At 61.7% G+C, this 13,840-nt stretch carries 14 protein-coding genes; 10 read left to right on the top strand and 4 right to left on the bottom strand.

What is annotated here, in order from left to right; genetic code table 11:
- Position 1: 1 nt before the first annotated feature.
- Genes ACIOTL_RS01165 through ACIOTL_RS01150 form a run of 4 tightly spaced genes read left to right on the top strand, consistent with a single transcriptional unit; the run spans position 2 to position 3,424 of the window.
- Entirely contained in the window at positions 2-919 is a 918-nt protein-coding gene (locus ACIOTL_RS01165) for an ABC transporter ATP-binding protein (RefSeq protein WP_332728559.1), read from the top strand.
- Positions 916-1,671, top strand: a complete 756-nt coding sequence (locus ACIOTL_RS01160; protein WP_400341319.1) for an ABC transporter permease — start codon at positions 916-918, stop codon at positions 1,669-1,671. Before ACIOTL_RS01165 ends, ACIOTL_RS01160 begins: the two co-directional genes overlap by 4 nt.
- Positions 1,668-2,822 carry a sensor histidine kinase gene (locus ACIOTL_RS01155; protein ID WP_400341318.1) on the top strand — a complete coding sequence of 385 codons (1,155 nt, stop codon included), beginning with the start codon at positions 1,668-1,670 and terminating at the stop codon, positions 2,820-2,822. Before ACIOTL_RS01160 ends, ACIOTL_RS01155 begins: the two co-directional genes overlap by 4 nt.
- The gene (locus ACIOTL_RS01150) at positions 2,819-3,424 is read left to right on the top strand and encodes a response regulator transcription factor (protein WP_133834127.1); all 606 of its coding nucleotides are present in this window, start codon (positions 2,819-2,821) and stop codon (positions 3,422-3,424) included. Before ACIOTL_RS01155 ends, ACIOTL_RS01150 begins: the two co-directional genes overlap by 4 nt.
- Here the strand turns inward: ACIOTL_RS01150 and ACIOTL_RS01145 are convergent.
- Complete coding sequence (locus ACIOTL_RS01145) at positions 3,421-3,921, bottom strand: DUF456 domain-containing protein (RefSeq protein WP_400341316.1); 501 nt, start codon at positions 3,919-3,921, stop codon at positions 3,421-3,423. The genes ACIOTL_RS01150 and ACIOTL_RS01145 overlap by 4 nt on opposite strands.
- 336 nt (positions 3,922-4,257) lie before the next feature.
- Here ACIOTL_RS01145 and ACIOTL_RS01140 point away from each other — a divergent pair, with 336 nt between their 5' ends.
- The 5 genes from ACIOTL_RS01140 to ACIOTL_RS01120 all read left to right on the top strand — a co-directional run bounded on the left by ACIOTL_RS01140 (position 4,258) and on the right by ACIOTL_RS01120 (position 9,932).
- On the top strand, positions 4,258-5,247 hold the full coding sequence (locus ACIOTL_RS01140; RefSeq protein WP_105656171.1) for an ABC transporter substrate-binding protein: 990 nt from the start codon (positions 4,258-4,260) through the stop codon (positions 5,245-5,247).
- A gap of 110 nt (positions 5,248-5,357) precedes the next feature.
- Positions 5,358-6,920 (top strand): sugar ABC transporter ATP-binding protein, encoded by a 1,563-nt coding sequence (locus ACIOTL_RS01135; RefSeq protein WP_400341315.1) that lies wholly within the window; start codon positions 5,358-5,360, stop codon positions 6,918-6,920.
- Positions 6,917-7,939: an ABC transporter permease gene (locus ACIOTL_RS01130; RefSeq protein WP_332489087.1), complete on the top strand. Its 1,023-nt coding sequence runs from the start codon at positions 6,917-6,919 to the stop codon at positions 7,937-7,939. Before ACIOTL_RS01135 ends, ACIOTL_RS01130 begins: the two co-directional genes overlap by 4 nt.
- A complete protein-coding gene (yjfF, locus tag ACIOTL_RS01125; RefSeq protein ID WP_400341313.1) occupies positions 7,936-8,925 on the top strand; it encodes a galactofuranose ABC transporter, permease protein YjfF in 990 nt (329 codons plus the stop codon). The genes ACIOTL_RS01130 and yjfF overlap by 4 nt, the downstream gene beginning before the upstream one ends.
- Before the next feature lie 212 nt (positions 8,926-9,137).
- Positions 9,138-9,932 (top strand): enoyl-CoA hydratase/isomerase family protein, encoded by a 795-nt coding sequence (locus ACIOTL_RS01120; RefSeq protein ID WP_400341311.1) that lies wholly within the window; start codon positions 9,138-9,140, stop codon positions 9,930-9,932.
- Positions 9,933-9,938: 6 nt separating this feature from the next.
- On the opposite strand, the gene ACIOTL_RS01115 is transcribed toward ACIOTL_RS01120, so the two are convergent.
- Positions 9,939-11,498: a long-chain fatty acid--CoA ligase gene (locus tag ACIOTL_RS01115; RefSeq protein ID WP_400341309.1), complete on the bottom strand. Its 1,560-nt coding sequence runs from the start codon at positions 11,496-11,498 to the stop codon at positions 9,939-9,941.
- 191 nt (positions 11,499-11,689) lie between these two features.
- Between ACIOTL_RS01115 and ACIOTL_RS01110 the strand changes: the two genes are divergently transcribed.
- A complete protein-coding gene (locus ACIOTL_RS01110; RefSeq protein ID WP_400341308.1) occupies positions 11,690-12,475 on the top strand; it encodes a VOC family protein in 786 nt (261 codons plus the stop codon).
- 68 nt (positions 12,476-12,543) lie between these two features.
- On the opposite strand, the gene ACIOTL_RS01105 is transcribed toward ACIOTL_RS01110, so the two are convergent.
- Both ACIOTL_RS01105 and ACIOTL_RS01100 read right to left on the bottom strand, forming a co-directional pair.
- Positions 12,544-13,590: an LLM class flavin-dependent oxidoreductase gene (locus ACIOTL_RS01105; protein WP_400341306.1), complete on the bottom strand. Its 1,047-nt coding sequence runs from the start codon at positions 13,588-13,590 to the stop codon at positions 12,544-12,546.
- 30 nt (positions 13,591-13,620) lie between these two features.
- Complete coding sequence (locus ACIOTL_RS01100; RefSeq protein ID WP_286134045.1) at positions 13,621-13,827, bottom strand: tautomerase family protein; 207 nt, start codon at positions 13,825-13,827, stop codon at positions 13,621-13,623.
- Between the last annotated feature and the right edge of the window lie 13 nt (positions 13,828-13,840).

Raw genomic sequence — 13,840 nt, 5'->3', positions numbered from 1 at the left:
CATGGAAACGCTGATTAGAACGAATGCCGTTTCGCTCAGCGGCTTGAAGAAGACCTTCTCAACGCCGCGCAGCAAAGTTGAAGCAGTCAAGGGCATTGACCTGCAGATCCAGACCGGACAGATCGTGGCCTTCCTGGGACCCAATGGAGCTGGCAAGACGACAACCGTGGACATGATCCTGGGCCTGACCCAACCCACCGGAGGGTCGGTGGAAATCCTCGGCTTGGATCCGCGCCAAGCCATCTCCGCTGGGCGGGTCTCTGCCGTCTTGCAAACCGGTGGGTTGCTGCGCGATATGACCGTCAAGGAAACGGTGTCAGTCATCGCCCACATGCATGAGCAAGCAGATCGCATTGGTCCGGTCATGGAACGCACGGGGCTGGATAAGATCGCCAAGCGGCGCGTGGGCAAATGCTCTGGCGGCGAGCAGCAGCGCATCAAGTTCGCTTTGGCTCTGCTGCCCGACCCGGATGTACTGATCCTCGATGAGCCAACTGCCGGAATGGACGTGATGGCCCGCCGGGATTTCTGGGCCACGATGCGAGAAGAAGCTACCGAAGGGCGCACCGTCATTTTCGCCACGCACTATCTGGAAGAAGCCCAGAACTTCGCAGAACGCACTGTGCTGATGAGCCAAGGCCGCATTGTTGCCGACGGCGCCACCGAAGAGCTGCGCAAGCTCATCTCCGGACGCACCGTCAGCGCTTCCTTCCCCTCGGCGGAGCATGCCGAACGAGCCGGGGCTTTTGATAATTCGGTGCAGGTGGCCGAACGCAACGGATTGCGCTTCGCTTTCCACAGCGCCGATTCCGACCGCTTCGCGGCCGCTTTGCTCGCCGACTACCAGGGCTACGACCTGGAAATTTCCTCACCGAGCCTGGAAGAGGCCTTCATCCAGCTGACCAAGGACGCATCATGATGAGCACCTACATCCGCGTGGAATTCGCGCGGCACTTCCGCGATGGGTACAACCTGATCTTCGCCCTGCTGCTGCCCGCCGCCATGTACATCCTGTTCGGCAACATCCCCAGCTACACCGAGTTCGAGCTGGGCGCCGGCAACGTGAAGTTCTATCTGATGATTTCCATGGCAGCCTACGGGGCGGCGGTCAGCACTGTGGCAATCGCCGGGACCGTGGCCACCGAAACCATGCAGGGCTGGGGCAGGCAAATTGCCTTGACCAAAATGCCGCCGGCCATGTTCGTCAGCAGCAAGATGATCGTCGCGGCCACCGTAGCCGGTGCCTCGGCAGCAGTAGTCTTCGCCCTGGGCGCCGCGACTGGAGCCGAAGTGCAAGAAGGGTGGATCTGGGGAGCGAGCTACCTGATCATCCTGCTCGGCGCCATGGTCTTCGCCTGCTATGGCATCGGGGTTGGCATGATGTTCAAATCCGAATCGGCCCTGGGCCTGGCCTCGGGCCTGATGGTGTTCTTCGCCTTCTTCGGCAACGTCTTCATGCCCCTGGAAGGAGGCATGCTCGACGCGGCGCGCTTCACCCCGATGTACGGCTACGTAGCCCTGGCCCGCTACCCGTTGCTCAAGGACATGCCTGCCGGAATCGAAATGGCGCCGGATGCATTATGGATCCCAACCGCTAACCTTGTGGCATGGGCACTCATCTTCGTTCTCTTCGCGGTACTCGCCACCAGGAAGGCCAAGGCACGCCAGTGAGCCGCAACCTGCCCGGCGCCGCGCCAGCGGACGATCCGCTCTGCGAAATCGACGAGGACCAGAAATTCTGGGATCGCCGAGGCTGGCTGATCGCCGGCGTCTGGGTGATCTTCCTGGTCTTCCCGGTGTTGGACCTTCTCGTGGAAGACTACTCGCTGCCCACCCGGATCATCGGCCTGGCGCTGATCGCCCTCTTCGCCGCCGTCTACCTGCAGTCGTACGCCAAGTTCTCCCAGAACATCGGGCAAGGCGGAACCAGCGCTCGCAGGGCGCATGCGAACTTCCTGGTCCTCTGCGCGATTATCGCCCTGGGCATCCCGGTCATCGGGCTGACCACCATGGGGCTCTTCCCCTTCATCACCTCCTTCGCGATCTTCTTGCTCAGCAGGAAGTGGGCCATCGCGGCCTACGCCGCGGTGCTGGTGCTCAGTTTCGCGCTGCCGATCGTCTACGGGCAGTTCATGGACGCGATCTTCCTGATCGGCCTGAACCTCGTGCTGATGGTGGTGTACGCGATTACCGTGGCCGCCATTCGGCGCTCGGCCGCAGCAGAAAAGATCCGCAGCGACTACCTGCTGGTCGCCGAGCAGGAACGCGTGGCCAGGGACGTGCATGATGGCATCGGGCATTCGCTGACCGCATTGAATTTGAAGGCGCAGCTGGCCCTGCGCCTGATGGACCAGGAACAGTACGCCCAGGCCCGCGGGGAACTGGAACAACTCAGCGCCCTGGCCGTGGACGCGCTGGACTCCGTGCGCACGACGGTGCAGGGGCTCAGCCGCCAGGACCTGGCCGGGGAACTGGCCGAGCTGCAGCAGGCGTGCGACGACAACAACCTCGAGTTCACCGTGGCAGGAACCGCCGAGCAAGTCCCGATGCAGCTGCGTTCGCATGTGGCATGGATCCTGCGCGAAGCGGTCACCAATGTGCTGCGCCACGCGCACGCCAGCACCATCGTGCTGCATCTGGAACCCGGAAAAGTCAGCGTCGATGACGACGGGGATGGCCTGCAAGCCAGCACGCCAGGCCACGGCATCCGCGGAATGCAGGAACGCGCCAAGCAATTCGGTGCCAGTTGTACAGTAGGGGCATCGCGGCTGGGCGGAACCAGCGTGCAAGTGGCCTTCGAGGCAGAGGGGAGTGCAGCGTGATCCGGATTCTCATCGCCGATGACCAGCACCTGGTCCGGGGCGCGCTGGCAGCCTTGCTGAACCTCGAAGAAGACATCCACGTCGTTGCGCAATGCGCCGACGGTGACGAGGTCGCCGCCGCACTGGATGCGCACCCCGCCGACATCGCGTTGCTGGATGTGCAGATGCCGCGGCACGACGGGCTGCGCACCGCAGCAGAACTCAAGGCCAGCCACGCCGGGGTGAAGGTGCTGATCCTGACCACCTTTGACCGTCCCGGATATTTCCGCCAGGCCTTCGAAGCCGGAGCGCACGGCTTCCTGGTCAAGGATTCTCCGCCGGCCGAGCTGATTGCCGCCATCCGCAGGGTCTATTGCGGGGACAAGGTAGTGGATCCGCAGCGTGCCATGCTCAGCGTGGAGAGCCGCAGCAACCCGCTGACCGGGCGTGAGCGCGAGATCCTTTCACTGGCCGCCTCCGGCTCGCCGGTATCGCAGATTGCCTCGGCGGTGCACCTGTCGGTGGGAACCGTGCGCAACCACCTGTCCAATGCGATCGGCAAAACCAGCACTGCCAACCGCATCGAGGCCGCGCGCTACGCCCGCGAGATGGGCTGGATCTAGCGCGTTACGAAGTGGGTAATCAGGCCGATGACCCAAATGGAGGAGGTCAGCAGCACGCAGCCGAATTCCACGACGATGCCCAGGCCCATGGCCTTCAACGCGGCCCAGGATGAGCCGAGCGCGCCGGAGACTTCGCGCCGGCGCACGCTTTCACCGGCGAATAGGCCCACTGCGAAACCGACGAACATGCCGATCACGGGAATGAGGAATGCACCGGCGATGGCACCCACGACCGCAAAGAGAATGGAACCTTTGGGGATTTGATGTTCCTTGAGTTTCTTGCCGGTCAGGATCGCAGAGGCGGACCAGCCCAGCAGGGCGATCGCCATGCCCAGGCCGGCCGCCCACCAGGAAGCGCCGGAACCCAGCAGCCAGCCCCAGCCCAAGAGCGTGCCGATCGTCAGCAACGAGCCGGGCAGCACCGGGAAGATGGTGCCTAATGCCGATACAACTAGCAGCAGCCCGGCGATGATCGTGTAAATAATTTGTGCATCCACATGCCCAGTTTCGCACACTGCATCCTTACATGAGGCGCACCGTCAAGCAGGACAAGAATTCAGGGATATTTGTGCCGAATTGCCCAGCTGACGAACAAACAATTGATTAAATCCGGATAATTTCCCTTCTCTCATTGATTCCTTTTTACCTAGTCGGATATCGATTTAGATTGAAAACCGTCACCCGTTGGCAATGGAAAAAGAAATCAAAAGCCGGAAGGCTCTTCACACCCTAAATTGTTAGCGCTAACATTGTGACCATCGACACATTGTTCTGGTGCCGGAGACCATTCACTCCACCATTATCCGGCGGGGACCCACGAGGAGGAACTCACGATGAAACGACAGACCTTTTTGCGCACTGGCTTGGCAACGCTCAGCATCGCAGCTATGGCAGCCATGAGCGCATGCGCCGGCTCGGATTCCAGTGGCAGCGAAGGAGGAGGTTCGGGTTCTGAGACCATTACCATCGGTTTCTCGCAGGTTGGCGCCGAGTCCGGGTGGCGCGCGGCAAATACCAAGGACATCCAAGACACCCTGACCGAAGAAAACGGCTTCAAGCTCAGCTTCTCTGATGCCCAGCAGAAGCAGGAGAATCAGATCCAGGCTCTGCGTTCGTACATCGCGCAAGGCGTTGACGTCCTGGCCTTTTCCCCAGTGGTAGAAACGGGCTGGGATGCTGTGCTGCAAGAAGCCAAGAGCGCCAACATCCCCGTGATCCTCACCGACCGCGCCGTTGACACCACCGATGACACGCTCTTTGCCTCGTTCATCGGCTCCGACTTCATTGAAGAAGGACAGCGGGCCGGAGATTGGGTTGTGGAGAATCTGGACAAGGACCTGAAAGTTGTCGAACTGCAGGGAACCACCGGCTCAGCACCGGCCATCGACCGCAAGGAAGGCTTCGGGAAGGCCATTGAGGGCACGGACATCGAGATTATCGACTCGCAGACCGGTGACTTCACCCGTGCAGGCGGCAAGCAGGTCATGGAAGGTTTCCTGAACTCCCATGACGATATCGATTTGGTCTTCGCCCATAACGACGACATGGGCTTGGGCGCCATTGAAGCCATCGAGGCAGCCGGCAAGAAGCCAGGCGAGGACATCAAGATTGTCACCATTGATGCGGTCAAGGACGGCATGCAGGCATTGGTTGACGGCAAGATCAACTACATCGTCGAATGCAACCCGCTGCTAGGTGAGGATTTGGCAGAAATCGCCAAGAAGGTAGTAGCCGGCGAATCTGTAGAGAAGCGCATCGTCGTTGAAGACGCCGCCTTCACCCAGGATGAAGCGGCCGAGGTCCTGGCCGATCGCACCTACTAGGGACGCAGGCAAGAGCACGAGCCGGCGGGCCACAGGCTGGCCCGCCGGTTCACCACCAGGTGGCAGGACAAGCAACTCGCAGAGGCAAGTTAATGATTGATTCAACACCCATGTCACGGACTGAGGAAATCACCGTGCAGCATTCCCCTACAACGAAGCCCATCGTTCAAATGGCTGGAATTTCCGTGGAGTTCCCCGGGGTCAAAGCATTGGACAACGTTGGCTTCCGGCTTTTTCCCGGTGAAGTCCACGCCCTGATGGGGGAGAACGGCGCTGGAAAGTCTACCCTGATCAAGGCTCTGACTGGAGTGAATCCGATCGCTTCCGGAACCATCACGGTCAACGGCAACGACACCCGCTTCACAGGCCCCGCCGATGCCCGCGAACGCGGCATCTCTACGGTGTACCAAGAGGTGAATCTCTGCACCAATCTCACCGTGGCCGAAAACATCATGCTCGGCAGCGAGCCTCGCCGTTTCGGTGGTCTTGACTGGCGAACCATGCGGCGCCAGGCCAAAACCTATCTGGAACGGATGGGGCTGAAGATAGACCCGGCCAGCTCGCTGGGGTCCCATTCATTGGCCGTCCAGCAGCTGGTGGCCATCAGCCGCGCCATGGTGGTCGACGCCAAGGTGCTGATTCTCGATGAACCGACCTCGAGCCTGGATACCGACGAGGTGGCCCAGCTCTTCGAAGTCATGCGGAAGTTGCGTGATGATGGTGTGGCGATCCTCTTCGTGTCGCACTTCCTGGACCAGATCTACGCCATTGCCGACCGCATTACCGTGCTGCGCAACGGGCAATTGGTGGAAGAACGAGAGAAGGACCAGCTGCCGCAACGTGAACTGGTCTCGCTGATGATCGCTGGCACCTCCGATGCCCAAGTGGGCGGCGCCAATGAACGCACCGCCGCAACCGAACGCGCGGCCGACGCCGAACCGTTGCTGCAGGCAGTGGGACTCGGGCGCAAGGGAGCGGTGCAGCCTTTCGATCTGGACCTCTATCCCGGGGAAGTCATCGGCTTGGCCGGCCTGCTGGGCTCAGGCCGTACCGAACTCGCGCGCCTGCTTTACGGAGCGGACAAGGCAGATGACGGGGTGATCAAGCTGGGCGGGAAACCGGTGAAGCTGCGAACTCCCCGGCAGGCCCTGGGCCGCAAAATCGCCTACACATCCGAAGACCGCAAGGGTGAAGGGGTTGTGGGGGAGCTGACCGTGGCCGAGAACATCATCCTCGGCCTGCAGGCAGCGCGCGGATGGATCCGCCTGCTGCCCAAGACCAAAGCCACCCAAATCGTGGACGCCTATATCAAGGCACTGGGCGTCCGTCCGGCCAATCCGAACGCCCTGCTCAAGAACCTCTCGGGCGGGAATCAGCAGAAAGTTCTGCTGGCCCGCTGGCTCGCCACCGCTCCGAAGCTGTTGCTCCTCGATGAGCCCACCCGCGGAATCGACATCGGCGCGAAGACCGAAATCATGAACCTGGTCTCCGAACTAGCTGAACAGGGCATGTCGGTGGTCTTCATCTCCGCTGAGCTAGAAGAAGTCCTGCGCCTCTCGGATCGCATCGTTGTGATGCGCGATCACGCCAAGGTTGCCGAAATTCCAAGCACTCCAGATGTGGATGTGCCACGCCTGATCGAAATCATCGCCACCGGGGAAGAAAACAAATGACCCGTATTTACAAGCATCGCCTGTTTTGGCCAGCGATTGCGCTGCTCGCGCTGCTGCTAGCCTGCACCATCAAGCGCCCGGACATCCTGGGCATCAGCGTGCTGGACGGGCACCTGTTCGGCGCCCCCATAGACATCCTGCGCAATAGCTCGCCGCTGCTGCTGGTCGCCCTGGGCATGACTCTGGTGATCGCCACCCGCGGCATCGACCTGTCAGTGGGTGCCACCGTCGCGATCTCCGGAGCCGTGGCGCTGACGTTCATCGCCAGCTCGGCAAATCCAGGATCCGCAGGTACAGCCGTCGGCGCCGTCATCGTGGCATTGGGGTTGTGCCTGATCCTCGGCGCATTCAACGGCGTGCTGGTGGCGAACTTCGGCATCCAGCCGATCGTCGCCACGCTGATCCTGATGACCGCCGGCCGCGGTGTGGCCATGCTGATCACCAACGGCCAGATCACCACGGTCAATAGCGCACCTTTCAGCAAACTGGCCTCGGGCTATGTGCTGGGCCTGCCGGTGGCCGCGCTCATCGCTTACGGCGTGTTTGCGGTGGTGGCCCTCGTGGTACGGCGTACTGCACTGGGCATGCTGCTCGAAGCGGTAGGCATCAACCCGGAAGCCAGCCGGCTCTCAGGGGTGAAATCAAGAACTCTGGTATTCACCGTCTATGTGTTGTGCGGCCTGCTATCGGGCCTGGCTGGACTGATCTTCGCCGGCAATACCATGGCCGCTGATGCCAACAATGCAGGACTGTTCATAGAGCTGGATGCCATTCTCGCCGTGGTTATTGGCGGCACGTCCCTGGCCGGCGGCAAGTTCAACCTCGCGGGCACCATGATTGGCGTGCTGATCATTACCACCCTGAGCCTGGCCGTGACCGTCCTGGGCGTTTCACCGCTGGTCACTTCGCTATTCAAAGCCATCGTGGTCATTGCCGTGACCTTGATGATGTCAACCCGGCTGCGCGCCATGCTCGGTTCCTTGCGCGAACGCCGCCGCTACCAGGAGGTGGGAGCATGAGCATCCTCAGTGTTCCGCGCAAGTCCGTATCCAAATTGAATGTGGACCGGCGCTACCTGCCGGTTCTGGGCACTGTGGTCGTCTTCGGGCTGATGCTCGTCATCGGCGGAGTGCGCTACGAGAATTTCCTTTCGCCCGCTGTACTGTCCAACCTGTTCATCAACAATGCCCACCTGATCGTGCTGGCAGCAGGAATGACGTTCGTGATTCTCACCGGCGGCATCGACCTGTCCGTCGGTGCGGTGCTGGCGCTGTCCTCGGTCATCACCGCAACCATGCTCAATGCAGGGATCCCGTTGTCCCTGGTGCTGCCTATCGCGATTCTCAGCGGATCGATCATCGGCCTGGGCATGGGAGTGATGATCCAGTACTTCGAGGTGCAGCCCTTCGTGGCTACCCTGGCCGGCATGTTCTTGGCCCGCGGCCTGTGCTTCATCTTCGCCCCGGAATCCGTGCCGATCCGCAATGAGGGTTTCGTGGCGCTGTCGAGCTGGGGCGTTTCTGCGGGGCGCTGGCGGTTGACCGCCGCCGTGGTCATCGCCGTGCTGGTGATTGCCGGGTCCTGGTGGGTGCTGCACCGCACCCGTTTCGGCCGCACCGTTTACGCGGTGGGCGGCGGAGAGCAATCAGCCACCTTGATGGGATTGCGTGTGGCACGCACCAAGGTGGTTGTCTACGTCATCTCCGGCACCTGTGCGGCGCTGGGCGGAATCCTCTTCGCCATGTTCTCGCGCTCGGGCTATGCGCTGACCGGTGTGGGCATGGAACTCGACGCGATCGCCGCAGTGGTTATCGGTGGAACACTGCTTGTCGGCGGCATGGGCTTCATTCTCGGCTCGGTGGTTGGCGTGATGGTGCTGGGACTGATCCAAACCATCATCACTTTCGAGGGAACCTTGAGTTCCTGGTGGACCAAGATCGTGATCGGCGGTTTGTTGCTGATCTTCGTGGTCTTGCAACGAATTCTTACCTTGCGGCGAAATTAAGCCCGGAAGGGAAGGGCCCAGGGCCCGGTATTAGCGTACCGGGCCCTGGGTCGTATCCAGCCACCTAGCTCCAATTCGCGTACAACGAACCGGGAAGTAATAGTTTCCAGCCTGGACAACAGCTTGCCCCCATTTCGCGATAGATTGCGAAGTGGGGGCATTGCTATTGCCTCTAAAACTTCTGCGGCTTGCACGCGACTGGGAGGAACCTGATGGGCAAGGACAATGAAGCACGGGTCAGCGTAGAAATAGCCGGGTCCACTGCCGTGGTGCTGCTGGATAACCCGGGCCAACTCAACGCGCTCACCAAGGACATGTGCCTGCAGCTGGTGGGCGCCTTTGCCGGCCTTTCGACCAACGACGAGGTCAGTTCCATTGTGGTTCGCGGCGCGGCGGGGAACTTCTGCGCTGGAATTGCCATCGACGAGATGGATCAGGTGCTCTTCGACCGGGACGCGGACGGGGAGCTGATCAACCATTTCGACCTGCTCGACAAGATCATCGTGGGCTGCCCGAAAACCACCATCGCGATGGTGGAAGGCCATTGCTTTGGCGGGGCCTGGCAGCTGGCCTCGGCCTGCGATATCCAGTTGGCCTCGGATAACGTGCGCCTGGCGATCACCCCAGCAAGAATCGGATTGGTTTTCCCGCGCCCGGGCATCGAACGGCTGGTGCGTACCGTGGGGGAGCACCGGGCCAAGTACCTGCTGTTTTCCGGCGCGGAGATTTCCATTGCCGAGGCGGAGCGCTGGGGCATGTTCACCCGGGTAATTGCCCAGGGGCAGCTCGAAGAAGAGCTGGCCGCATTGCTGGGCAAGCTGGCGGCGAACTCGCCGTATTCCATTGCGCGCACCAATGAGGCAATCAACTTGGTGCGCCAGGGAGAAGCCACCGAGGGCTGGTGGGAAGCGATGTGGGAAGAGAACGGGGCGAACGCGGACCTGGCCGAAGGCAGATCCGCGTTCTGCTCGCGCCGCACACCGGATTACGGTGGACTGCCCCAGTAGTGTTCGCTAGTCCTGCTCGGCAATGAACTGCGCAACCAGTTCGCGCTTGAGGATCTTCCCGCTGGGACCCAGCGGAAATTCCTGGACGATCTCGATCAGCCGCGGATACTTGTACGCGGCCATCTGCTTGCTGGCCCACGCCACCAGCTCCTGCGCGCCCAGCGTGGAGCCGGCCTCCAAGGTCACCGATGCGGCAATCTCCTGTCCGTGGGTTTCGTGCGGCACCCCGTACACGGCGGCATTGGAAATCTCCGGATGGGAAACCAGTACCTCTTCGATTTCGCGCGGGTACACGTTGTAGCCGTTGCGCAGGATCATGTCCTTGGTCCGGTCCAGGATGCGCAGGTAGCCATCCTCGTCCTTGGTCCCCAGATCCCCGGTGCGGAACCAGCCATCAACCACCGCTTCGGCCGTGGCCTCGGGCCGGTTCAGGTAGCCGGAGAACAAGTTGTGCCCGCGCACCACCAGCTCGCCCAGCTCCCCGCGCGGCAGCAGCCGGATTTCATCGGGGCAGGCAGGATCGGCGATTTCCACATCCACGCCCCAAACCGGGGTGCCCACGGTCCCGGGCCGCGGGTCGACGCCCACATGGTTGAAGCAAGCCACCGGCGAGGTCTCGGTCAGCCCGTAGCCCTCGTGGATCCGCGCGCCGAAGCGCTGCTCGAAGGCGGTGAGGATGGATACCGGAAGCGAGGCCCCTCCGGAAATGGCGTAGCGCAGTTTTTCCGGCATCCCTTCGCGCTGCTTGCCCGCTTCGAGCAGGGCCACATACATCGTGGGCACCCCGAAGAAGACGTCGATGCCAGCCTCCAGCAACAGTTCCAGGGCCCCTTCGGCGGTGAATTTGGGCAGCAGCATGACCTCGGCCCCCACCCGCAGCCCGGTATTGAGCACGCAGGTCTGGCCGAAGGTGTGGAACAGCGGCAACCCGCCGAAGAGCTTGTCGCCGCGGCGCAATTCCATGGTGTTCAGCAATGTGGTGTGGGTCTGCTCGATTAACGCCAGATGCGTGCCCAGCGCACCCTTGGGCTTGCCGGTGGTGCCCGAGGTGTACAGGATCGTGGCCAGGTCTTCGGGGCGGCGCGGCAGGTAGGTGCCAATCGGCGCGGCGTGCCGGGCCAGGTCTTCCAACCGGATGGCGCCCGATTCCTCCGGAGCCAGCACGCTGAGCACCGGCACCCCGGAAGCGGCGGCCCCCGCTGCTCCTTCTGCGAGCAGGGGTGCGGCGCAGATCATCAGCTTGGCTTCGGAATCCTCCAGGATGTAGGAGATCTCGCGCGCCTTGAGCAGCGCGTGGACCGGTACCGCTACGGCGCCCAGGGCCAGAACCGCGTAGTAGGCGCGGGCGAAGTCCGTGACGTTGGGAATGAGCAAGGCCACCCGGTCGCCCGCCTCGATGCCTTGGGCTTGCAGAGCTCCGGCGTATTGCCGGGCCTGCTCCCACAGCTGCTCATAGGTGGTGCTGCGGCCATCGACGGTGATGGCGTTCAGCTCGCCGTAGCGGGCAGCCCCTTCTGCGAGGATGGCCGCCACTGAAACAGTGAGATTGGATGTGGAAACGCTCATGGTGAACTCCTCGGGTCGCCCAGCAGTGCATTGTGTGTTGTGTCACATTAAACCATATTGGAACTGCGGTTCAGTACGAGGTATTGAGTTTCGAAATATCTTGAACAATGGAAAATTTCCGTTGCTGATCTGGGTAAAAAGGACATAGACTCAGCCCAAACGAGCTGGATGAATTGTGGAATGGGGAAGCGATGCCGGCACCAAAGGATCCTCGAGCCGAGCCGTGCTGGGTCGATTTGCTCACCAGCGACATGGAGGGCTCCACGCAGTTCTACGGGCAGCTTTTCGGTTGGGAAGTCCGCTATGACGAGGAAACCCGCGACGAGGGATATGCCGAGGTCTACCTCAACGGGGAAATGGCCACCGGCTTCATTGCCAATGACCCGGATTCCGAGGTGCAAGATGCCTGGACCACCTACCTGAATGTGACCGATGTGCACGCCGCCGCCTATGCCACCAAGATGCACGGCGGCAAGGTCTATCTCAAGCCCATCGACATTCCCGGCCAGGGAACCATGGCCATCATCGGGGACCCAGCGGGAACCGGCGTTGGACTCTTCCAGGCATTCCAATCAGCAGACACAACCGCCAGCCGCGCACCGGGCACCCGCATCTGGAACGAGCTGCACACCAGGCACTTCGAGGCGGTGGCCCGCTTCTACCGAGTAGCACTGGGCTGGTGCCTGTCCCCGGTCTCGGACACGGACGAATTCCGCTACCACACCTACGGCCAAGGTTCCGAGGCGGTGGCCGGAATCTTCGACATCTCCAGCTATCCGGATTCCAAGGCCGGTTGGCGCGCCTACTTCGCGGTGGCGGATGCCGAACAGACCGTGGCGCTCGCCGAGAAGCTCGGCGGCACGATCATCCATGAGCCCCATGATTCCTACTTTGGCCGCATAGCCGTGCTCAGCGACGTCACCGGCGCAGAGTTCGCGATCATCGCTCCGTCGCGCAAACAGGAATCTGAAGCCTGACGGCAAAGGCCGCCGGCACCGAAAAATCGGATGCACGGCGGCCTCGGTTCGGGCTGGTCCTTCGCAGCCTACTTCACGAAATTCGGCACAACTTCGTCAATGAACAACTTCAGCGAGCGTTTCTTTTCCTCGTGGCTCAGGGCGTTGTCGCTCCAGAAGCTGTATTCGCTGACGCCCAGATCTTCGTAGCGGCGCAGGCGCTCAACAACCACGTCCGGCGTGCCGATCATTGCTGTGCGGTGCAGGGACTCAGGCGTGAACTCCTCGCGTTCAGAGAACTTCTCCTCCGGGCTGGGATCGATGAATCCGTTGACCGGCTCCACCTTGTTGCCGAAGACCGCATCGAAGGTGCGGTAGAACTTGTTGATGCCTTCGGCAGCAGGGCGCCAGGCCTCTGGCTCGTTGGCGGAGTGCAGATAAGTGTGGCGAAGCACCATGATGTCGGGGCGCTGTTGCACCTCCGGGTGGGCGGCAATGGCGGCTTCGTACTTCTGGACCAATGATTCGACTTCTTCGTCGCCCTTCATCAGCGGGGTCACCATGACGTGGCACCCGTTGGCCACAGCGTACTCGTGTGACTCGGGGCTGCGGGCGGCAACCCAGACAGGGATCTGCTTTTGCGCGGGCTTGGGCACCGAAGTGGACGTCGGGAACTGCCAGACTTCTCCGTCGTGGGCGTAATCGCCCTCCCAAAGCTTCTTGACTGCCGGGATGAGCTCCTGCATGGAGGCTCCGCCGTCGGTGGCCTTCATGCCATCGGTCATGCGATCGAATTCGAATTGGTAGGCACCGCGTGCCACGCCTAATTCGGCACGGCCATTGCTGATGACATCGAGCAGCGCGAGTTCGCCGGCTGCTCGGATCGGGTTCCAGAATGGTGCGATGATGGTGCCGGCTCCGAGCCGGATCGTGGAGGTCCGAGCCGCGAGGTAAGCAAGCTGCGGGATCGGGTTCGGGGAGACGGTGTATTCCATCGAGTGGTGTTCGCCGATCCAGACTGTGGAGAAGCCACCGGCTTCGGCCATTTGAGTCAGTTCGACGAGGTTCTCGAAATGCCGTGCGTGGCTGATCGAGTCGTCATAGCGTTCCATGTGGATGAACAGTGAAAAGCGCATATCTGTCCTTCTTTCGTTGCTCTGCTGCCCTTAGGCAGTTGCCTGGGTGCGGTTGCGTTCGGCGATGGTTTGGTTGGTCCGGGACCAATGCTCATGGTCGACTTCGCGCACGATGACTGTGATGTTCTCGGGGGCCGCATCAACGGTTTCTTCGGCGGCCCGGTGCAAGGCGTCGATCAGGGCGCGCAGCTGCCGGGGGCTGCGGCCCTTGGCAATGGATACATCGATCAGTGGCATGGGGTTCCCTTTC

It is taken from the genome of Glutamicibacter sp. NPDC087673 (assembly GCF_044743255.1).
GTDB lineage: Bacteria > Actinomycetota > Actinomycetes > Actinomycetales > Micrococcaceae > Glutamicibacter.
This window is presented reverse-complemented; position numbering and strand designations above follow the sequence as displayed.